The 19,535-nt window shown below is 69.0% G+C and carries 18 protein-coding genes; 11 read left to right on the top strand and 7 right to left on the bottom strand.

The features are described from left to right. Positions 1-144 precede the first annotated feature (144 nt). A complete protein-coding gene (locus M9M90_RS19120) occupies positions 145-1,074 on the bottom strand; it encodes an isopenicillin N synthase family oxygenase (protein ID WP_254834825.1) in 930 nt (309 codons plus the stop codon). Between the two features lie 92 nt (positions 1,075-1,166). Here M9M90_RS19120 and M9M90_RS19115 point away from each other — a divergent pair, with 92 nt between their 5' ends. After that, positions 1,167-1,841, top strand: coding sequence for an OmpA family protein (locus tag M9M90_RS19115; protein WP_254834824.1), 675 nt, complete (start codon positions 1,167-1,169; stop codon positions 1,839-1,841). Here M9M90_RS19115 and M9M90_RS19110 read toward each other — a convergent pair. Continuing rightward, positions 1,829-3,715, bottom strand: coding sequence for a monovalent cation:proton antiporter-2 (CPA2) family protein (locus tag M9M90_RS19110; RefSeq protein ID WP_254834823.1), 1,887 nt, complete (start codon positions 3,713-3,715; stop codon positions 1,829-1,831). The genes M9M90_RS19115 and M9M90_RS19110 overlap by 13 nt on opposite strands. A 118-nt stretch (positions 3,716-3,833) precedes the next feature. On the opposite strand from M9M90_RS19110, the gene M9M90_RS19105 reads away from it, so the two are divergent. From M9M90_RS19105 to msrA, 3 genes are all read left to right on the top strand, one after another. After that, a complete protein-coding gene (locus tag M9M90_RS19105; protein ID WP_254834822.1) occupies positions 3,834-4,553 on the top strand; it encodes a CoA transferase subunit A in 720 nt (239 codons plus the stop codon). Position 4,554: 1 nt separating this feature from the next. Next, complete coding sequence (locus M9M90_RS19100; RefSeq protein ID WP_254834821.1) at positions 4,555-5,196, top strand: 3-oxoacid CoA-transferase subunit B; 642 nt, start codon at positions 4,555-4,557, stop codon at positions 5,194-5,196. Between the two features lie 81 nt (positions 5,197-5,277). Beyond that, the gene (gene msrA / locus M9M90_RS19095; protein WP_254834820.1) at positions 5,278-5,880 is read left to right on the top strand and encodes a peptide-methionine (S)-S-oxide reductase MsrA; all 603 of its coding nucleotides are present in this window, start codon (positions 5,278-5,280) and stop codon (positions 5,878-5,880) included. On the opposite strand, the gene M9M90_RS19090 is transcribed toward msrA, so the two are convergent. Beyond that, positions 5,849-7,405 (bottom strand): glycosyltransferase family 39 protein, encoded by a 1,557-nt coding sequence (locus tag M9M90_RS19090; RefSeq protein ID WP_254834819.1) that lies wholly within the window; start codon positions 7,403-7,405, stop codon positions 5,849-5,851. The genes msrA and M9M90_RS19090 overlap by 32 nt on opposite strands. A 200-nt stretch (positions 7,406-7,605) precedes the next feature. Between M9M90_RS19090 and M9M90_RS21215 the strand changes: the two genes are divergently transcribed. The 4 genes from M9M90_RS21215 (at position 7,606) to M9M90_RS19060 (ending at position 12,614) form a co-directional block, all read left to right on the top strand. Then, positions 7,606-10,065 (top strand): TonB-dependent receptor, encoded by a 2,460-nt coding sequence (locus M9M90_RS21215; protein ID WP_305885127.1) that lies wholly within the window; start codon positions 7,606-7,608, stop codon positions 10,063-10,065. Positions 10,066-10,188: 123 nt separating this feature from the next. Then, positions 10,189-11,196, top strand: coding sequence for an agmatine deiminase family protein (locus tag M9M90_RS19070; protein WP_254834818.1), 1,008 nt, complete (start codon positions 10,189-10,191; stop codon positions 11,194-11,196). Beyond that, entirely contained in the window at positions 11,196-12,074 is an 879-nt protein-coding gene (gene aguB, locus M9M90_RS19065; protein ID WP_254834817.1) for an N-carbamoylputrescine amidase, read from the top strand. Before M9M90_RS19070 ends, aguB begins: the two co-directional genes overlap by 1 nt. A gap of 12 nt (positions 12,075-12,086) precedes the next feature. After that, positions 12,087-12,614 carry a GNAT family N-acetyltransferase gene (locus M9M90_RS19060; RefSeq protein ID WP_254834816.1) on the top strand — a complete coding sequence of 176 codons (528 nt, stop codon included), beginning with the start codon at positions 12,087-12,089 and terminating at the stop codon, positions 12,612-12,614. Here M9M90_RS19060 and M9M90_RS19055 read toward each other — a convergent pair. Beyond that, positions 12,611-13,414, bottom strand: a complete 804-nt coding sequence (locus M9M90_RS19055; RefSeq protein ID WP_254834815.1) for a phosphatase PAP2 family protein — start codon at positions 13,412-13,414, stop codon at positions 12,611-12,613. The two genes, M9M90_RS19060 and M9M90_RS19055, sit on opposite strands and share 4 nt — an antisense overlap. Positions 13,415-13,621: 207 nt before the next feature. Then, the gene (locus tag M9M90_RS19050) at positions 13,622-14,503 is read right to left on the bottom strand and encodes a MaoC/PaaZ C-terminal domain-containing protein (RefSeq protein WP_254834814.1); all 882 of its coding nucleotides are present in this window, start codon (positions 14,501-14,503) and stop codon (positions 13,622-13,624) included. A gap of 200 nt (positions 14,504-14,703) precedes the next feature. Between M9M90_RS19050 and M9M90_RS19045 the strand changes: the two genes are divergently transcribed. Then, the gene (locus M9M90_RS19045; RefSeq protein WP_254834813.1) at positions 14,704-15,498 is read left to right on the top strand and encodes a SapC family protein; all 795 of its coding nucleotides are present in this window, start codon (positions 14,704-14,706) and stop codon (positions 15,496-15,498) included. Between the two features lie 60 nt (positions 15,499-15,558). On the opposite strand, the gene M9M90_RS19040 is transcribed toward M9M90_RS19045, so the two are convergent. Further along, a complete protein-coding gene (locus M9M90_RS19040) occupies positions 15,559-15,951 on the bottom strand; it encodes an acyl dehydratase (RefSeq protein WP_254834812.1) in 393 nt (130 codons plus the stop codon). A 231-nt stretch (positions 15,952-16,182) separates the two neighbouring features. Here M9M90_RS19040 and M9M90_RS19035 point away from each other — a divergent pair, with 231 nt between their 5' ends. Both M9M90_RS19035 and M9M90_RS19030 read left to right on the top strand, forming a co-directional pair. Next, positions 16,183-16,467 (top strand): hypothetical protein, encoded by a 285-nt coding sequence (locus M9M90_RS19035; protein ID WP_254834811.1) that lies wholly within the window; start codon positions 16,183-16,185, stop codon positions 16,465-16,467. 252 nt (positions 16,468-16,719) lie between these two features. Further along, entirely contained in the window at positions 16,720-18,846 is a 2,127-nt protein-coding gene (locus M9M90_RS19030; RefSeq protein ID WP_254834810.1) for a protein-disulfide reductase DsbD, read from the top strand. Positions 18,847-19,012: 166 nt separating this feature from the next. Here the strand turns inward: M9M90_RS19030 and M9M90_RS19025 are convergent, their stop codons facing one another. Next, positions 19,013-19,459 carry a hypothetical protein gene (locus M9M90_RS19025; protein WP_254834809.1) on the bottom strand — a complete coding sequence of 149 codons (447 nt, stop codon included), beginning with the start codon at positions 19,457-19,459 and terminating at the stop codon, positions 19,013-19,015. Between the last annotated feature and the right edge of the window lie 76 nt (positions 19,460-19,535).

The raw sequence follows: 19,535 nt of genomic DNA, 5'->3' as shown, positions 1-19,535 counted from the left end.
ACTGGGTGGTCTGGGTTAAATTTCCGTCTTTATCCGAACGGTGTTCGGCAACCTTCACTAGAAAGCTGTGGAGCGATTGCGAGCGCCTGAAGAGGCGGAGGGACTTTCAAGGTGAAGCTCAAAGCCCAGGGGACTCAAGGACTTCTAAAGCAGCTTGATCTCGCGCAGCCGCTCCTGAAGGAAGGCGTCGGCGGTGATCGGCGGCAGTCCCTGGTCGGGGTGCGCACCGTCGACGCAACCAGGCAGGGTGACGATCTCGTAGTCCGGATTGAAGTGCAGGAAGAAGGGCGTCGAATAGCGCGCGAAGCCCCGCCGCTCGGGCGCGGGATTGACCACCCGGTGGGTGGTCGAGGGCAGCACCTTGTTGGTCAGCCGCTGCAGCATGTCGCCGATATTGCACACCACCGAGCCGGGCGGCGGATTGATCGCCAGCCATCGGCCATCGCGGTCGAGGACCTCCAGCCCGGCCTCCTCCGCGCCGAGCAGCAGGGTGATGACATTGATGTCCTCATGCGCCCCGGCGCGGATGTTGGGGCCGTCCTTCGGCACCGGCGGATAGTGCAGCAGGCGCAGGATCGAATTGCCCTGGTCGACGGTGGCGTCGAAGAAATGGCGGTCGAGCTTCAGGTAGGCGGCGATGGCCTCCAGGACCTTGCGGCCGAGCGCGTCCAGGGTCTCGAACAGCCAGGCGATCTCGGCGCGGAACTCGGGGACTTCGGCCGGCCAGACATTGTCGGGCATGGAGGCACGGTAGGGATGGCCCGCCGGCAGGTCCCGGCCCATGTGCCAGAACTCCTTCAGGTCGAAGTGCTGGGCGTCCTTGGCGGTCTCGATGCCGAAGGGGGTGTAGCCCCTTTGTCCGCCCACCCCGACGTACTTCTTCTTCACATCCTCGGGCAGGGCGAAGAAGGTCTTGGCCGCGGCGATGGCGCGGTCGATGCGGTCCTGGGGCAGGCCGTGGTCGGAGATCACCGCGAAGCCGTAGCGGGCGAACGAGCCGCCCAGGTCGCGGGCGAAGCCGTCGAAATCGCGTCCGAAATCCTGGAACGACACGGGCTGAATGGAGGGTGTCATCGCGCTTTCCCCTCTGTCGAGTATACGACGCATCCGGGAACCTTGGCCTTGGCGCCGCGTTCCGACGGCTGGTTCCACACGAAAGTCATTTAATGCGCACCTGGTCAGCCCTTGGGGCATGTTTGTTCGGCGCGGGCGCCTTGGCCGCCTGCACCACCGTCGACCCCTACACCGGACAGACCGTTCGGAACAACACCGGCACGGGGGCCATCGCCGGCGCCCTGGGCGGCGCGGCGTTGGGCTACCTCACCAACACCAATCGCAGCGAGCAGGGGCGCAAGAACGCCCTCATCGGCGCGGGGATCGGCGCCCTCGGCGGCGCGGCGGTGGGCAATTACATGGATCGGCAGCAGGCCGACCTGCGGCGCGATCTGGCCGGCAGCGGCGTCAACGTCGTGCGTCAGGGCGACAATATCGTTCTGCAGATGCCCAGCGACGTGACTTTCGGCGTCGATCGCTCCGACATCCAGCCGCAGTTCTTCGGCGTCTTGGATAGTGTCGCCCGCACCCTGAACGGCTATCCCCAGACCCTGGTGGACGTGGTCGGCCACGCCGACGCCACAGGCCCTGACGACTACAACCAGGCCCTGTCCGAGCGGCGCGCCGCCTCGGTGGCCGCCTATCTCGTGTCCCCCGGCCGAGTCCTCCAGGACCGCCTGTTCGTCGCCGGCCGTGGCGAAAGCGCGCCGACCGCCTCCAACGCCACGGATGCGGGCCGCGCGCAGAACCGTCGGGTCGAGATCGTCCTGCAGCCCTATACGGGCTGATTCTCCTTGGTGGAGGCCAGGGCGGCGGCTCGCCGTTCCTGGTCCTCCTCCTCGGCGGCGCGGCGCATCTCGGCGGCCAGCAGCCTGTCCATGGTGTCGCGTGAATCGCGGGCGGCCATGATGAAGTTCTCCTCCTCGCCCGAAATCGGGGCGAGCTCGTCGAACAGCTTCTTGTCCAGCTTCCGGAAGAAGGTGGCCGCGCGGGTGGCCCGGTAGTCGCTGAAGCCCAGCGTCACCAGGGCGCGGCGGCCCATGGCCAGCGCACCCTCGAACGTCTCGCGCTCCACATCGTCGGCGCCGTTGCGCAGCAGGTCGTAGGCGTGCCGCCGATCCCAGGCGCGTGCGAGGATCTTGAGGTGCGGGAAGGCCTGACGCGCGGCCTCCACCAGCTCGGCGGCCTTGTCCTGGTCGTCGATGGCCACGATCAGCAGCGCGGCCTTCTCGATGCCCGCGGTGCGCAGCAGGTCCAGTCGCGCGGCGTCGCCATAGTGCACCTTCCGGCCGAAGCGGCGCAGGGTCTCGATCTGCTCGATGCTGGAATCCAGGGTCACCACGTTGAAGTCGTTGGCCATCAGCAGGCGCGCCGAGATCTGGCCGACCCGACCGAAGCCCGCGACGATCACGTGCGGCTCGCCCTCGTCGAAAGGCTGCTGCTCGGGCTTTGGCCCCTCGGCCATGGGGCGGCTCAGGATCAGGCGCTCGTGCGCGAGCATGGCCAGGGGCGTGGCGGCCATGGAGAGCGCCACGGTGGCGGTCATCAGCTTGGCGAGCTCAGGATCGATGACTCCGGCCCCAACTGTGAAAGTCAGCAGCACGAAGGCGAACTCCCCGCCCTGGGCCAGGGCCACGGCCGTGGTGCCGGCCGCCAGCGGCGGGATGCGGAAGATCCGGGCCGCGCCGTACATGGCCACGGCCTTGAAGATCATCAGTCCGATCACCAGCCCCGCCAGCAGCAGGGGCTGGGCCAGGATCACGCCGAAGTCCAGCGCCGCGCCGACCGTGATGAAGAACAGCCCCAGCAGCAGGCCGCGGAAGGGCTCGATGTCGGTCTCCAGCTCGCGGCGGAACTCGCTCTCGGCCAGCACCACCCCGGCCAGGAAGGCGCCCAGCGCCGGCGACAGGCCGACGGTCTGCATCAGGGCCGCGACGCTGATGACCAGCAGCAGGGCGAAGGCGGTGAATATCTCACGCAGCCGGGCGGCGGCGATGAACCGGAAGATCGGCTGGGTCAGGTACTTGCCGCCGACCACCACCGCTCCGACCGCCCCCATGATGGCCAGCGCCCGCGCCCAGCCCGGCAGGTCGCCCAGCAAGTCGCCGCCATGTCCGCCGGCCTGGGCCGCGGCGTCGGGGGCGATGGTGGCCAGGAAGGGCAGCAGGGCGAAGAGCGGGATCACCGCCAGGTCCTGGAACAGCAGCACGCCGAAGGCCGCCTCGCCGACGGCGCCCTGACGCAGGCCGCGCTCCTCGAGACTGGCCAGCACGATGGCGGTGGAGGACATCGACAGGGTGAGCCCGACCGCCAGGGCCATCTGCCACGGAAGGCCCAGCAACAGGGCCGCGCCGCCGGTCAGGGCCGTGGTGAAGGCCACCTGGCCCCCGCCCAGGCCGAAGATCGCCGTGCGCATCCGCCACAGCAGCGCGGGGCGGACCTCCAGCCCGATCAGGAACAGCAGGATGACCACGCCGAACTCGGCGAACTTCATCACGTCTCCGGCTTCGCCGACCAGGTCGAGCACGAAGGGGCCCACCAGCACGCCGGCGATCAGGTACCCCAGCACCGAGCCCAGTCCCAGGCGCTTGGCGATCGGGACCGAGATCACGCCCGCGGCCAGATAGACCAGGGCCTGGATCAGAAGTCCGTCGCCATGCATGCTCTGATCTCGCCCTCGTCTTGGAGCCCCGACTATGGCCCGATGCGGCGGCATATGCGCATCGGAATCTAATTCACCAACTGTTGATATTCTCGACGTCGTGACCTAAGGGAACCGCATGGCGAACAAGGTTCAAAAAGACGCGGTCGAGGCCCTGGCGGGCCTGCTGTTCGACGGCATGACGATCATGGCCGGGGGCTTCGGCCTCTGCGGCATCCCGGAAAACCTCATCGCGGCGATCCGCGAGGCTGGGACCAAGGACCTGACCGTGGTCTCCAACAATTGCGGGATCGACGGCTTCGGCCTGGGCGTCCTGCTGGAGAGCGGCCAGATCCGCAAGATGATCTCGTCCTATGTGGGCGAGAACAAGCTGTTCGAGCAGCTCTACCTCTCGGGGGATCTTGAGCTGGAGTTCAACCCGCAGGGCACCCTGGCCGAGCGCATCCGCGCCGGCGGGGCCGGCATCCCGGCCTTCTTCACCAAGACCGGGGTCGGCACCCTGGTGGCGGAGGGCAAGGAGGTCCGCGAGTTCGACGGCGAGCTCTATGTCATGGAGCGCGGCCTGATGGCCGACCTCTCCATCGTCAAGGCCTATGCCGGCGACGCCGAGGGCAACCTCGTCTACCGAAAGACCGCGCGGAACTTCAATCCGATGATGGCCACCGCGGGCAAGGCCTGCGTCGCCGAGGTCGAGAAGCTGGTGGAGATCGGGGCCCTGGACAAGGACAACATCCACACCCCAGGCATCTATGTGGACCGCATCGTGGCCGGCGCGAAGTACGAGAAGCGCATCGAGCGCGTCACGACGCGGCCGCGAGAAGACAAGGTGAGCGCTTAAGATGGCCTGGACCCGCGAACAGATGGCGGCCCGCGCCGCCATGGAGCTGCGCGACGGCTTCTATGTGAACCTCGGAATCGGCATCCCGACCCTGGTGGCCAACTACATCCCGGCCGGCATGCACGTGACCCTGCAGAGCGAGAACGGCATGCTGGGCATGGGCCCCTTTCCCTATGAGGGGGAAGAGGACGCCGACCTGATCAACGCCGGCAAGCAGACCATCACCGAGCTGGACTCGTCGTCCTATTTCTCCAGCGCCGACTCGTTCGCCATGATCCGCGGCGGCCACATCGCGCTCTCCATCCTGGGCGGCATGCAGGTTTCCGAGAAGGGCGACCTGGCCAACTGGATGGTGCCCGGAAAGGTGGTCAAGGGCATGGGTGGGGCCATGGATCTGGTGGCCGGCGTCAAGCGCGTGGTCGTGGTCATGGACCACATCGAGAAGTCCGGCGCGCCCAAGCTGCTCAAGGCCTGCACCCTGCCGCTGACCGGCGCCGGCGTGGTCGACCTGCTGATCACCGATCTGGGCGTGTTCGACATCAGCCGAGGCAAGTCGCCCCTGACGCTCACGGCCCTGGCCGACGGCGTCACCCTGGACGAGGTCAAGGCCAAGACGGAAGCCGACTTCGCCGTCGCCATCTAGCATCCGGCTCGGCGATCTATCCGTATCTCATCGGCGAAACGGCGGTTTGTCCCGCCGGCGCATGGTGAGATGCTTGGCCCTATGAAACCGACCCTGACCGCCGTGGCCCTGGCCGCTGTCTTCGGCCTCTCGGCCGCCGCCCCGGCGAGCGCGCCGGCCTGGGCCGCCGGCCCGCTCAAGACCGCGGTCTTCGCCGGCGGCTGCTTCTGGTCCGTCGAAAAGGCCATGGAGGGCATGCCCGGCGTCACCGAGGCCGTCTCCGGCTATTCCGGCGGCGCCCTGCGAAACCCCGACTACCGGAACCACGAAGGCCACCTGGAGTCGGTGAAGGTCACCTACGACCCCGCCCGGATCAGCTATGCGGAGCTGGTGGACGGCTTCTTCCACAATATCGACCCGATCGATTCCGGCGGGCAGATCTGCGACCGCGGGCACGCCTACACCACCGCGGTGTTCGTCACGACCGAGGCCGAGCGGGCCACGGCGCTGGAGGTCAAGGCCCGGGTGGCCAAGACTCTCGGCAGGTCGGTGGCGACCAGGGTGCTGCGCAAGTCGCCCTTCTGGCCGGCGGAGGCCTACCACCAGGACTACGCCAAGAAGAACCCCGCCGCCTACAACCGCTACCGGATCGGCTGCGGCCGCGACCGGGCGCTCAAGGCCGTATGGGGATCGGCGCACCGCTGACCGGGTCGCGCGGCCTGGGCGCGAAGCCCTCGGCGATGAAGATCTCAGCACGGCGGCGGCGCTTCCTGTCCAGCCGGACACTGACGATCTCGCGGTCCTGGACGGTCTTGAAGTCGGCCGCCATCTCGTCGCGATAGACCTGCTCCAGGCTGACGGCCAGGACCCGCCGGCCTACCTGGGCCGTCAGCGGGGCGGTGGTCTCGGCCTGGTTCTGCGGATGGGCCTCGCGCAGCCACATGACCAGAGGCGCCTGGCCGGGCAGGGCGAGGAAGTCGCGCCCGTAATAGGCCGCGGCGTTGAACAGGAACCGGTCGTTCACCGCGATGGCCGAGAGCTCGCCCGGCCCCTCGCGCAGGGCGCGCTCGACCATCTTCTCGGTGATCTGCTCCCAGCCCTTGGCGCGCTTGAAGGAATTGGCCAGGCCCACCTTGTCGGCGAAGGGCGGGTTGAGCACGCAGGCCAGGAACAGCACCGCGGCCGCCGCCTGGAAGGCGATGGCGGCGATCAGCCAGCCGCGCGCCCGCCACCGGACCAGCCAGGCGCCCACCAGGATCGAGGCCGCCACATAGCCGGCCCCGGACCAGTTGGCGTTGGCCCGGCTGATGAACGACTGGCCGGTGACGATCAGGAAGGGCGGGATGGCGAAGCAGAGCAGCAGCAGGTCGGCCTCCGTCAGCCGCCGGCGCCAGGCCAGCAGCACCGCGCCGCCCACCAGCACCGCGAACGGAATCGGTCCGAACACCCCGAACTGCGAGACCAGGAAGTCGCCGAGCTCCGCGAAGTTGAACAGCTTGCGTCCGCCCCAGGCGGCGTTGGCGGCCGTATGCTGGACGGTGGCGAAACCGTGGGCGGCGTTCCAGGCGACATTGGGCGCCAGCACGAGCAGGAAGGCCGCTAGGGCGGCCGTCGCGGCCCCCGGGGACCAGGCGGCGCGGCCCTGCCTGGAAAGCCCCAGGTGCAGGGCGAGCGCGATCAGCACGTAGACCGCCGCGTATTTGGCCAGGAAGGCCAGGCCCACCGCCGCGCCGAAGGCCAGCGCCAGAAGCAGGCGCCGCCGTCCCTCGGCCCCGGCCAGGTTCACATAGGCCACGAGCGCCAGGCCGATGAAGAACAGCAGCGGCGCGTCGGTCGAGGCGATCAGCGACGAGAGCTGCACCCCGGGCATCAGCAGGTAGAGCGCCGCCCCGGCCAGGGCCGCGTGCGGACCATACAGTTTCCGCCCCACCGCATAGACGCAGAGCGTGGTCCCGGCGTGGAAGAGCGGTGAGGCCAGCCGCACCCAGGCCTCGGAATCGCCCCCGAGCGCCGTGGTGGCCCAGATGGTCCAGGCGACCATCGGAGGTTTGGAGAAATAGCCCCAGTCCAGGGTCCTCGACCAAAGCCAATACTGGGCCTCGTCCGGGTAGAGCTCCAAGGGGGTCGCGAACAGCGCCGCCAGGCGCACGGCGGTCAGGGCCGCCGTGATCAGCAGGACGGCGCGCCATTCGGCGTCAAATCCGTGGTCGGATAAAGCGTTGCGGGCCACCTGGGTCTCCTCGGGCGGCGGGAAGGTTGCGCGCGGCGGCGTGTCTGTAAAGCGACAGGCGCCGCCTTTCCGGGCGACCGCCCCGCGACGAGGCGTGGTCGTAACAAATCCGTCACCCACACCGACAAATTCCGCGCTATAGGACCGCTCAAGACTGGGGGGCTGGGGCTACCCCATTCGCGATGGATAGGGGATTCCAAATGAACAAGATTTTGAGCCGCGCCCTGTGCGCGACTACGGCGCTGGCTACGGGCCTGTTGGTCTCCAACGCCGCCATGGCCCAATCGACCGGTACGGCGATCGTCGAGGAACTGGTGGTCACCGGCGTCAGCGGGCCCCGGCAGCTGGACGGCGTGGTCGCTGTCGAGGTACCGAAGTCGCGCTCGGCCCTGACGGCTGAGTTCATCGCCAAGCAGACCCCGGGTCAGACGATCCTGGACACCATCAACATCCTGCCGGGCGTGAACTTCACCGCCAACGACGCCTTCGGTTCGTCCGGCGGCGACATCACCCTGCGCGGCTTCGACAGCGCCCGCGTGGCCCTGCTGCAGGACGGCGTGCCGCTCAACGACAGCGGCAACTACGCCATCTATCCGAACCAGCAGCTGGACTCGGACCTGATCAGCCGCGTCGACGTGAACCTGGGCACCACCGACGTGGACAGCCCGACGGCGGCGGCGGCCGGCGGCACCATCAACTACACGACCCGCACGCCGTCCGACGAGATGGGCGGCCGCTTCGAGGTCGGTCTCGGTTCCGAGAACTTCCAGCGCTATTATGGCACCCTGGAATCGGGCGCCTTCGGCCCCTGGGGCACCAAGGCCTGGGTCAGCGGCCTCTACACCACCAACGACATCTTCACCGGCACCGGCAAGATCAAGAAGCAGCAGTACAACGCCCGGATCTACCAGCCGCTGGGCGACAACGGCGACTTTGTCAGCCTGATCGCGCACTACAACGAGAACCGCAACGCCTTCATCCGCCGCATCAATCTCGGCCAGTTCGAGCGTAACGGGGTGACCACGGCGAACCTGCCGGACACCACGCTCACCTACGACGCCGCCTGCGTCCGCCCGGCGCCCAACGCCGGCACCGTGCAGAACGAAGCCACCAGCGCCACCGGCTTCACCGCCTCCTGCGCCAACTATGTCGGCAACAACATCAATCCGTCCAACACCGGCAACCTGCGCGGCCAGGGCAGCTTCCACCTGACGGACAACCTGATCCTGACGGTCGACCCTTCGTTCCAGTACACGATCGCCAATGGCGGTGGCCGGGCGATCTTCCAGGAGAACGATCCGCAGTTCCGCACGCCGACCGACCTGAACGGCGACGGCGACGCCCTCGACCGCGTGCTGCTGTACTGGCCCAACACGACCAACACCCGCCGCTACAGCCTGACCTCCTCGATCATCTGGAAGTTCGCGGACAACCAGAGCCTGCGCGGCGCCTACACCATCGACTACGCGCGTCACCGCCAGACCGGCCAGGCCACCCGCTTCGACCAGAACGGCGATCCGCTGGACGTGTTCGGCGGCAAGGACGGCTACGGCCCGCCGGTCGTACTGTCGGACGGCACGATCCTGCGCCGCCGCGACCGCTTCTCGATCGCCACCTTGAACCAGTTCTCGATCGAGTATCGCGGCCGGTTCATGGAAGACCGCCTGCTGCTGAACGCCGGCCTGCGGGCGCCGTTCTTCAAGCGTGACCTGAACAACTATTGCTACCAGCGCGACACGTTCAACGCCTACTGCACCACCCAGAGCCCGACGGTTGTCGCCGGTACGGATGACGGCCAGGGCCGTCCCCTGGTCGTCTTCCCGACGGCGGGCAGCAGCCAGAACTCCAGCTCGGCCAACCGCTTCGCCCTGCCGCGGTCCTTCCAGGTCAAGTTCGACGATGTCCTGCCGAACGTGGGCGTGAGCTACGAGCTGACGGAAAATCACTCGATCTACGCCAGCTACGCCGAGACCCTGTCGGCGCCGCGCACCGACGATCTCTACGGCCAGAAGCTCTCGGACGTCGGGCCGGAAATCGGCAAGGCCATTGACCTCGGCTGGCGCTACCAGTCGCCGACCCTGTTGCTGACCGCCGCGGCCTGGCGCAACGACTTCTCGAACCGCATCGAACGCGCCTTCGACGAAGCCGCCGGCATCGCCTTCTCGCTCAATGTCGGCGACGTGAAGCTCTGGGGCGTCGACGGCCAGGTGAAGTGGCAGCCGGAAGACTATCTCTCGTTCTTCGCTTCGGCCTCGTACATCGAATCCGAAATCCAGAGCAACATCCCCGGCGAGAGCTTCGGGACGGTTCTCCAAACCAAGGGCAAGTCGCTCTACGAAACGCCCAAGCTGCAAGGCGCGGTGCGGGTCGACTGGGATCCGACCGAGTGGCTGAGCCTGGGCGTGCAAGGCAAGTTCGTCGGCGATCGTTGGACGAACCTGGTCAACACCGAAAAGGCGCCGGGCTATTCCCTCTGGGACCTCGACGCCCGCTTCAAGCTGCCGGTCTTCGAGATGGAGCAGACCTATCTCCAGCTCAACGTGAAGAACCTGTTCGACGAGCGTTATATCGGCGACCTCACCGGCAACCCCACCGGGACCAGCGTGTTCCAGCCGGGTTATTCGCGGACCTTCGTCGCGACCCTCCACGTCGAGTTCTAGACCTCACAAAGGGTTTGAGAGATCGGGGCGGCCGCAGCGATGCGGCCGCCCTTTTCTTTGGCGACGCTTGACGCGCGCGCCTGCTCCGCCCATCTGCGCGCGTCCGATAGCCACAGGAAGACCATGACCCTGCTCGTCCCCGCCGAATGGGCTCGCCACCGCGCCATGTGGCTGGGTTTCCCCAGCCATGCGGAGCTGTGGGAGGAGGACTTGCCCCAGGCCCAGGCCGAGGTGGCCGCCCTGGCCCGCGCCCTGGCCGGACCCGGCGCCGAGCGCGTGCGCCTGCTCACCGGATCGCCGGCCGGCGAGGCCGAGGCCCGGCGCCTGTTGGGCCAGGTGGCGGGGGTCGAGATCGTTTCCGGTCGGTTCGGCGATATCTGGCTGCGCGACACCGGGCCGATCTTCGCCAAGGAGCAGGACCGCGACACGGCCCGCGGCTTCCGCTTCAACGGCTGGGGCGGCAGCTACGAGCTGGAGCACGACGACGAGGTGGCCGGCCAGATCGCCGCGGCCTCCGGTGTTCCGCTCACGGAGCACGACTTCATCCTGGAGGGCGGCGCCGTCGACCACGACGGGATCGGCACGGTGCTGACCACCGGCCAGTGCGTGCTCAATCCCAACCGCAATCCCGGCTGGACGGAAGCCGTCGCCGAGGCCGCCTTCGCCCGGGCGCTGGGCGCGCGCAAGGTGCTGTGGCTGGGCGAGGGCCTGGCCAACGACCACACCGACGGCCATGTGGACAACCTGGCGCGCTTCGTCGCCCCGGGCGTCGTGGTCTGCCCCGTCGCCTTCGGCCGGGGCGACGTGAACGGCGGGGCCTATGACGACGCCGCGCGCCGCTTGGCCGGCATGACCGACGCCGACGGCCGCCCGCTGCAGGTGGTCCGCGTGCCCTCTCCGGGCTGGATCGAGAGCCATGAGGGCGGAGCGGCCCCGGCCAGCCACATGAACTTCATCATCGCCAACGGGGCGGTGATCATGCCCACCTACAAGCCGGGCCGCGCCGCGGACTTCGCCCTGGAGGCCCTGAAGAGCGTGTTCCCCGACCGCGAGGTCATCGGCCTGCCGTCCAACGCCATCCTGACCGGCGGCGGGTCGTTCCACTGCATCACCCAGCAGGAGCCCGCCTGATGGCCCGCACGATCAATGTCGCCGCGATCCAGACCGCCTACGGGACGGACCTCGCCGCCAATATCGCCAAGACGCAGGACTTCATCCGCCAGGCCGCGGCGAACGGCGCCCAGGTGATCCTGCCGTCGGAACTGTTCCAGGGCCCCTATTTCTGCGTCGCCCAGGAGGAGCGCTGGTTTGCAGAGGCCCATCCGTGGCGGGAGCATCCCTGCGTCACCGCGCTCGCGCCGCTGGCCGCCGAACTGGGCGTGGTCCTGCCGATCTCGATCTTCGAGCGCGAGGGCCCGCACTATTTCAACAGCCTGGTGATGGTCGACGCCGACGGTTCGCTGATGGGCGTCTACCGCAAGAGCCATATCCCCGACGGCCCGGGCTATATGGAGAAGTACTATTTCCGGCCCGGCGACACCGGCTTCAAGGTCTGGGACACCCGCTTCGGCCGGCTGGGCGTCGGCATCTGCTGGGACCAGTGGTACCCGGAGGCCGCGCGCGCCATGGCGCTGATGGGCGCCGAGGTGCTGTTCTATCCCACCGCCATCGGCTCGGAGCCGCACGACGCCACCCTCGACACCGCCGCCCCCTGGCGGCGCGCCATGCAGGGCCACGCGGTCTCCAACGTGATCCCGGTGGTGGGCGCCAACCGCATCGGCTTCGAGCCCTGGGACAACTACCCCAACGGCGGCCAAGCCTTCTACGGCAGCTCCTTCATCGCCGACCATCGCGGCGACCTGGTCTCGGCCCTGGGGCGGGACGACGAAGGCCTGGTCCAGGCCAGTTTCGACCTCGACTTCCTCGCCGCCCACCGCGCCGCCTGGGGCTTCTTCCGCGACCGCCGCACCGACCTATACGGCGCGTTGACGGCGCCGCGTCCGGCCTGATTGGACCCAGGCATGATCGAGACGCCCCGCCTCATCCTGCGCGCCTTCCGCGACGACGACCGCGAGGCGTTCGCCGCGATGAACGCCGACCCGCGCGTGGGCGAATGGCTGGGCGGCGTCCGCACGCGTGCGGAGAGCGACCAGACCATTGACCGGATCAATACTCACATCGCACAGCGCGGCTATGACTTCTGGGCGGCCGCGCGGCGGTCCGACGATCAGCTCGTCGGCATGATCGGCGTGCGCTTCCATGAGCAGAGCCCGCCAGGACCCTGCATTGAGATGGGTTGGCGACTGTCGTCGGCCGTTCAGGGTCAGGGGCTGGCCACCGAAGGGGCGAGGGCGGCCTTGGCGTGGGGGTTCGCCAACATCGACACGCCCGAGATCATCGCCTTCACCGCGGCGACCAACCTCAAGTCCCAGGCCGTGATGACCCGCATCGGCATGATCGCTGACCCGTCCCGCGACTTCGACCATCCCGCGCTGGCGGAGGACCATCCCCTGCGCCGCCACGTCGTCTATGCGGTGCGCCGGCCCTAGGCGCCGCAGCCGCTCGGCGCGGTCCTGGCGCGGGCGACCTCGGCGCGGGCCTTGCGCATGTCGGCCTGGAACTCCGGGTCGCCGTGCAGGGTGGCGACCATGGCCGCGCCCAGGGTCCGGCCGGCCTCGATGTCGCTGGGATAGTGCACGCCGCAGATGGCCCGGCTGTCGCCCACCGACTTGCCAACCGCAAGCAGGCCGTCGGTCTTGGCCGGCATGAGCTCGGCCAGGATCAGCGCCCAGACCCAGCCGGTCATGGCGTGGCCGGAAGGATAGGAGGCGTTGGTCTTCATCCAGGCCTCGCGCGGAACGCAGATGGCCCGGTCGTCCCCGACCATCGGCCGCGGGCGGTTGTAGTGGTCCTTGGCCGGCTTGCCGACCGTGCGCACGTCCAGCTCCACCCGCTCCAGCACCCGCAGGGTGGACGGGGTCTGCCTGGCGTCGATCGCGACGCCCATCTTGCACGCGTACTGCTTCAGCGCCCCGCCGCCCCACAGGTCGTTGTCCACCTTGGCTTGCGCCCAGCGGGCGCTGCCCTCCAGGGATCGGGTCTCGAGATAGCGCGCCCGGTCGGCCTGGCCGCGCAGGCTGTCGGGCGCCGGCGGCGGGCCCAGCAGGGCGGTTCCGTCGATGGCGCCGGCGGCGAGATAGCCGGTCAGGGTGGTCGGGATGGGATGGGCGACCAGGCTCTCGTCCACGGGCGCCACGGCGGCCGGCGTGTTTGGGAGCGTCAGGCTGGAACAGGCGGCGAGGGCGACGGCCAGGGCCGCGCTGGCGAGGAGCTTGGGCGTGCGGAACATCGCCCCTCTCTAGAACGGCTCCCAAAAATTGGGAATGCGCCTCGGCCAGACCTTACCTGCCCCTCTCCACCCGCCTTCGGGGGGAGAGGTTGGGTGAGGGGGGCTTCGCCGCCGCACTGAACAGGTCGATGGACCGGACAGCGCCGCTTCGCGACGCATCCCCTCACCCTGCCTCTCCCCTTGAAAGGGGAGAGGAGGAGACGCCGGCTACCGCAGGACGGTCAGGCCGTTCTTGATCACCGTGGCGCCGCGTTCCTTCACGCGGGCCTCGAAGGAGATGTTCTTGCCGTCCTTCCAGAGGTCGACGGTGATGGTGTCGCCCGGGAAGACCGGGGCGGAGAACCGCGCCTGGTGGCTGAGGATCTGGTCGGGGTCGAAGTCGGTGATGGCCTGCAGCACGGCGCGGCAGGTGATGCCGTAGGTGCACAGCCCGTGCAGGATCGGCCGCGGGAAGCCCGCCCGCTTGGCCACGTCCGGATCGGAGTGAAGCGGGTTGCGGTCGCCGTTCAGGCGGTAGAGCAGGGCCTGGTCCTCGCGGGTGGTGAAGTCCACCGACAGGTCGGCCGGGCGGGTCGGCACGACGTGCGGCTCGGGCGCGCCTTCCGAGGGGCCCCCGAAACCGCCGTCGCCGCGGGCGAAGGTGGAGCCGGTCAGGGTGGCGACCTTCTCGCCCTTGTCGTCGGTCCAGATGGTTTCGTTGATGATCACCGCGCCCTTGCCCTCGCCCTTGTCGAAGGCGCCGGCGGTGCGGCTGGTGGCGGTATAGGTCCCGCTGGCCGTCAGGGGCTTGTGCAGCTCAACCTTCTGCTCGCCATGGACCACCATCAGGAAGTTGATCTGGCTGGGGCGATGGCCGGCCGGCATCTCCGGGGCGGGGCCCGCGGCGCCGCGCAGGCCCGAGGCCAGCACCGTGGCCGCGGTCGGGATAACCTTGAGGTTCTTCTCGTAGACGAAGGCGAGCTCCGTCTCGTTCATGGGGTCCTGGCCCAGGCCGACGCCCAGCGCGTACAGCATCACGTCCTTGTCGCCGTAGCTGAAGGTCCGCGGGGCGGTCTTCTGGTCGAGAATGTCGGGGTAAAAAATCGCCATAAAAATATATCCTCCGGTATGTCGCCTTGGCGGCGTTTCGCTATGCGGCGGATTGAAGCCGTTCGGCCCCGCGGAGGCAAGCAGCGCGCGAGGCCATTTGCCGCCCCGCCATGCATCGGGTAGAAGCGGCGACCTTGTCGGGACGGGCCTCGAACGGCCCGCCGACATTCCAACTTCAATCGCCCAGGATCATCTCAGCAATGGCGACCACCCAAACCGGCTCGGGCCAGATTTCCGGCAATGTGCTGTTCTACTCCAAGCCGGAGCCGCTCTCCGTCGACCTGCACAAGAACCTCGGCGTCAAGCGCATGGACGGGCCCTTCAAGTTCGCCCGCGAAGGCCACGCCGTTCCGATCACCGTCACCGAGTTCAGCCTGGGCGCGGTCTGCGGTCCGATCATCTTCGTCGGCGACGAGAAGATCCCGCTCCAGGTCATGGGCCTGAATCCGGGAACCAACATGTTCCTGCAGGACGACGGCATGTTCGAGCCCGGCGTCTACATCCCGGCCTACATCCGCCGCTATCCGTTCGTGTTCGCCAATGACAGCGCCGCGGGCCAGATGATCCTCTGCATCGACCGCGCCGCGGAATTCATCGTCGAGGGCGGCGACATGGCCTTCTTCGACGACAAGGGTCAGCCCACCGAATACACACAGGGCTGCATCCAGTTCTGCAACGACTACGAGGCCGAGCGTCAGCGCACGGCCAGCTTCGTGCAGATCCTCAAGGACCTGGACCTGTTCGAGCTGAAGACCGCCAACTTCACCCCGACCAATCCCGACGGCACCGCCGGCGAGCCGCAGAAGGTCGCCGAGTATTTCGGCGTCTCGGAAACCAAGCTCAACGCCCTGCCGGCCGACAAATTCGTCGAGCTGCGCGACAACGGCGCGCTCGGCCAGATCTACTGCCATCTGAACTCGCTGGTCGGCTGGGATCGCCTCATCGCGCTGGCCACCGCCCGCCTGAACGCCCAGCCCCAGGCGGCCAACGCCTAAGGCTTTCGGCGAGTCGACAATCGAAACGGTGGGCCGCGAGGTCCGCCGTTTCTGTTTGGGCTACCGCGAGAACACGCTCCGCGTCAGGCAGGAGAAGACCAGCCGCCCGGCCTCGTCCAACAGGTCGTGCTGGGCGATGACGATGCCCTTGCCGTCGCCGACGGGATCCTTGCCCATAACCGTCATCCGGCCGCGCAGCAGCTCGCCGGCCGGCGGGTTGCGCGCCCAGCGCAGGGCGTCGACCCCCAGGCGCTTGGTCTGGGGCCACTCCATGGCCGAGGCGGCGTCCAGCCGGCACCAGATCGCATAGACCATGGCGTCGGGCGCGCCGCGCTCGGCGGGCCAGCCGGGCGCGAAGGCGGCGATGAAGGCGTCCAGCGCGCCGGCGTCCACGGGGATCTCCCCCAGCGACACCACCTGACCCATCTCGATATCGTCGAACGACGCGGGCATGGCCTGACACTCCGGATAAACGCTGATTCGCCGATGATGGCGGGTGAAGGCGACAAGTCGAGTGTGGCCGCGCAACACTTGGCCGCAAGCATAGGCCACCCCATCCTGATGTCGAAGATAGGGATGGCGATGGCGAATGTCCTGCAGACCGAACGCCTGCTCCAGCGCCCCTTCCAAGCCATGGACGAGATCGCCGTCTCCACGGCGCTGGAGGCGTGTTAGGACCGCGCCATGTCGAGCGGCTGGATGATCGGGGTGATGGTGGAGCTGGCCGGGGAGCCCGCGCCCCTGCGCCACTTCTTCGCCGTCGGCCACGCAGATCGCAACAAGGCCGAATGGACCGCCATCGACAAGGCGATGCTGATCGGCGGCGTGGCCGGGAGCCCGGTCGGCGGACTGGAGCCGGTCCACGTGGTCAGCGAGCTCTCCGCCCAGACCGTCCGCGCCCTGGCGCTGAAGCCCGGCGAGGTCCGCCCCCTCGGCTGGAAGTGGCCGAGGCGCTGGATCACGCTCTGAAGCTCAGCCCAAAGATGCTCCCCTCCCGGGGGAGCTGGCCCGAAGGGCCTGAGGGGGACTTTGACTCTTCTTTGTGGGCTTGAGCCCCTTCCGTCACGTCGCCAAAGGGGGCGACGCGCCACCTCCCCCAATCGCGCTGCGCGCGCTGGGGGAGGATCTGGAGACTGAGCATCCGCCCCCGCGACCCAGGCGTAGCTTTGCGGATGGCCCGCGCCGGGCCATATAGCCTGCACAGCTTGTCGGGATGAGTGGATGACGCGTTTCTTCGCGAAGGTGGCTGCGGCTCTGGCCCTGCTGGCGGCCTTCCCGGCCATGGCCCAGCCGGTGGACACCGGCCATCTGGTCGCCGAGCTGGTGGCTCGCGACGCCACGGTGACGCCGGGCGCCACCACCTATGTCGCCGTGCGCCAGAAGATCGACAAGGGCTGGCACACCTACTGGCGCAATTCCGGCGACAGCGGCGAGGCCACCAGGGTGGTGTGGACCCTGCCCGCCGGCTGGACCGCCGGCGACATCGTCTGGCCGACCCCGCAGCGCCAGCCGACCGGCCCGCTGATGAATTACGGCTATCACGACGAGGTGCTGCTGCCCGTGCCGATCACGGTCCCGGCCACCGCCAGGCCGGGCGAGACCGTCACCCTGAAGGCCGCCGCCGCCTTCCTGGTCTGCGAGGAGATCTGCGTCCCCGAGGACGCGGTCCTGACTCTCACCCTTCCGGTGGCCGACGGCCTGGCCCAGCCTGATCCCAAGTGGGGGGCGGCCATCGCCAGGACGCTCGCCGAGGCGCCTGCCCCAGCCGGGCTCGACGCGGCCTTCGCCAGGCGGGGCGCCGTTGTCGCCCTGGCGGTCACCGGGGCCGCGCTCAAGGGCGCAGACCTGGGAGAGGCCTATTTCTTCCCCTTCGACTCCACGGTCATCGACCACGCCAAGCCCCAGGCCATCGAGCGCGGGGCCGACGGACTGACCCTGACCTTGACCCCCGGCTACGCCTTCCAGGAGGGCGCGGGTCCCCAAGCCATGGCGGGCGTGTTGAGCCTGGGCGGCAAGGCCTATGAGATCGCGGCCAAGGCGGGGGCCCTGCCGCCCGGCGCCTCGGGCCTGGGCGCGCCGGCCAAGGCGTCCGGCGGCGCGGCGCTGGGCCTGCCGCTGGCGGCCGCCTTCGCCTTCCTGGGCGGGCTGATCCTCAACCTGATGCCCTGCGTCTTCCCGATCCTGGCCATGAAGGCCACCTCCCTGGCCGGCCACGCCCACGAGCGCCGCGCGGCCCAGGCCCAGGGGATCGCCTTCCTGGCCGGCGTGCTGACGACCTTCCTGGCCCTGGCCGGGGTGCTGATCGCGGTGCGCGCGGGCGGGGCGGCGGTGGGCTGGGGCTTCCAGCTACAGTCGCCTCCGGTGGTGGCGGGCCTGGCCCTGCTCATGCTGGCCGTGGCGCTCAATCTCTCCGGCGTGTTCGAGGTCGGGACCTCCCTGCAGGGCGCGGGCTCTGGCCTGGCCAGCCGCGGCGGCCTGGCCGGCGCCTTCTTCACCGGCGCCCTGGCCGTGGCGGTGGCCGCCCCCTGCACGGCGCCTTTCATGGCGCCCGCCCTCGGCTGGGCGCTGACCCAGAGTGCGCCGGCCGCCCTGGCAGTTTTCCTGGCGCTCGGCCTCGGCTTCGCCGCCCCCTTCGCGCTCGCCGCCTTCGTGCCAGGCCTGCTCTCGCGCCTGCCCAAGCCCGGCCCATGGATGGACGGCTTCAAGAAGCTGATGGCCTTCCCGATGTACGGGACCGCCGCCTGGCTCGTCTGGGTGCTCGCCGTCCAGGCTGGCAACACCGCCCTGGCCCGCGTTTTCGCCGCCGCCGTGGTCCTGGCCCTGGCCGTCTGGCTGCTGGGCGCGGCCCAGCGCCGCGCCGCGGCGGGCGGCAGGCCGTTCGCCCTGGCTGGCGTCGGCGCGGTGCTGGCGATCGCCGCGACCCTCGCCGCCGTCTGGCCGAACTACGGGGTCGCGCCCAGCGCCACCCCTGGCGCCGCGCCGGGCGCGACGGCCTCCATCCCCTACGAAGCCTACAGCCCCGAGAAGCTCGCGGCAGCGCGGGCCGCCGGCAAGCCGGTGTTCGTCAACTTCACCGCCGCCTGGTGCGTCACCTGCCAGGTCAATGAGCGCGTCGCGCTGACCAGCCAGGGCGTCGCCGACGCCTTCAAGGCGACCGGGGCGGTCTACCTGAAGGCCGACTGGACGTTGAAGGACGCCGAGATCGCCGCTGAGCTGGCCAAGCACGGCCGGGCCGGCGTGCCGCTCTATCTGGTCTACGGCGCCAAGGGCGGCGACGGAGTCATCCTGCCGCAGATCCTGACCGAAGGCCTGGTTGTCCGCGCCTTGGAAGCCGCCCAGGACCGCTGAGTCCCTAGATCCTCCCCCAGCGCGCAGCGCGATTTTGGGGGAGGGGGACCGCGAAGCGGTGGAGGGAGTTGAAGGCCGCAAATGAGAGTCAAAGTCCCCCTCAGTCACCTCCGGTGACAGCTCCCCCAGAAGGGGAGCATCCACGCATTCTCGGCGGTCGTGCGCCCTAGACCTGCCCCTCCGGCGGGGCGGTGATCACCTCGACATTGTCGTTCAGCAGGTAGCCCAGGTCCTGGACCGCCCGCAGGCGGTCCTTGTCGGTGGTCGCGGCTTCCAGGGCCTTCAGCTTCAGCGGCAGGTCCTCGGCGATCCCCTTGAGGATGCACTTCAGGTCGCCGTCCGTGCCCCGCTTGGCGAGTTCCACGTGGCCCCGCATGTTCAGGGCGGCCAGCTCGGCGATCTCCTGCTTGAAGGCGGGCGTCGGCGGCGCGGCCTTGAAGGCCTCGACCGCGGCCTTGAGCGCGCCGGCCCGGGCGACGATGTCGGCGAACAAGGGCTCGCGGGCCACCGACACGCCGGGCGGCGGGGGTGGCGGGCTGATCCCCGCGCCCGCCGGCGCCGGGGCGGCGGCCAGCCAGAGCACGGCGATGGCGGTGGCGACGTCGCAGGACATGGCGGTCCCTCAAGAGCGAATGGCGAAAGACAGGGCTGGAGGCTTTTGCTACGCCCGCAGGGTAAACGCGTTGCTA

Source organism: Phenylobacterium sp. LH3H17 (assembly GCF_024298925.1).
In the GTDB taxonomy this organism is placed as follows: domain Bacteria; phylum Pseudomonadota; class Alphaproteobacteria; order Caulobacterales; family Caulobacteraceae; genus Phenylobacterium.
This window is presented reverse-complemented; position numbering and strand designations above follow the sequence as displayed.

Coding starts and splice junctions, on each gene's coding strand:
- M9M90_RS19120 (WP_254834825.1), bottom strand. CDS start 1,074: ATGACACCCTCCATTCAGCCCGTGTCGTTCCAGGATTTCGGACGCGAT.
- M9M90_RS19115 (WP_254834824.1), top strand. CDS start 1,167: ATGCGCACCTGGTCAGCCCTTGGGGCATGTTTGTTCGGCGCGGGCGCC.
- M9M90_RS19110 (WP_254834823.1), bottom strand. CDS start 3,715: ATGCATGGCGACGGACTTCTGATCCAGGCCCTGGTCTATCTGGCCGCG.
- M9M90_RS19105 (WP_254834822.1), top strand. CDS start 3,834: ATGGCGAACAAGGTTCAAAAAGACGCGGTCGAGGCCCTGGCGGGCCTG.
- M9M90_RS19100 (WP_254834821.1), top strand. CDS start 4,555: ATGGCCTGGACCCGCGAACAGATGGCGGCCCGCGCCGCCATGGAGCTG.
- msrA (WP_254834820.1), top strand. CDS start 5,278: ATGAAACCGACCCTGACCGCCGTGGCCCTGGCCGCTGTCTTCGGCCTC.
- M9M90_RS21215 (WP_305885127.1), top strand. CDS start 7,606: ATGAACAAGATTTTGAGCCGCGCCCTGTGCGCGACTACGGCGCTGGCT.
- M9M90_RS19070 (WP_254834818.1), top strand. CDS start 10,189: ATGACCCTGCTCGTCCCCGCCGAATGGGCTCGCCACCGCGCCATGTGG.
- aguB (WP_254834817.1), top strand. CDS start 11,196: ATGGCCCGCACGATCAATGTCGCCGCGATCCAGACCGCCTACGGGACG.
- M9M90_RS19060 (WP_254834816.1), top strand. CDS start 12,087: ATGATCGAGACGCCCCGCCTCATCCTGCGCGCCTTCCGCGACGACGAC.
- M9M90_RS19055 (WP_254834815.1), bottom strand. CDS start 13,414: ATGTTCCGCACGCCCAAGCTCCTCGCCAGCGCGGCCCTGGCCGTCGCC.
- M9M90_RS19050 (WP_254834814.1), bottom strand. CDS start 14,503: ATGGCGATTTTTTACCCCGACATTCTCGACCAGAAGACCGCCCCGCGG.
- M9M90_RS19045 (WP_254834813.1), top strand. CDS start 14,704: ATGGCGACCACCCAAACCGGCTCGGGCCAGATTTCCGGCAATGTGCTG.
- M9M90_RS19040 (WP_254834812.1), bottom strand. CDS start 15,951: ATGCCCGCGTCGTTCGACGATATCGAGATGGGTCAGGTGGTGTCGCTG.
- M9M90_RS19035 (WP_254834811.1), top strand. CDS start 16,183: ATGTCGAGCGGCTGGATGATCGGGGTGATGGTGGAGCTGGCCGGGGAG.
- M9M90_RS19030 (WP_254834810.1), top strand. CDS start 16,720: ATGACGCGTTTCTTCGCGAAGGTGGCTGCGGCTCTGGCCCTGCTGGCG.
- M9M90_RS19025 (WP_254834809.1), bottom strand. CDS start 19,459: ATGTCCTGCGACGTCGCCACCGCCATCGCCGTGCTCTGGCTGGCCGCC.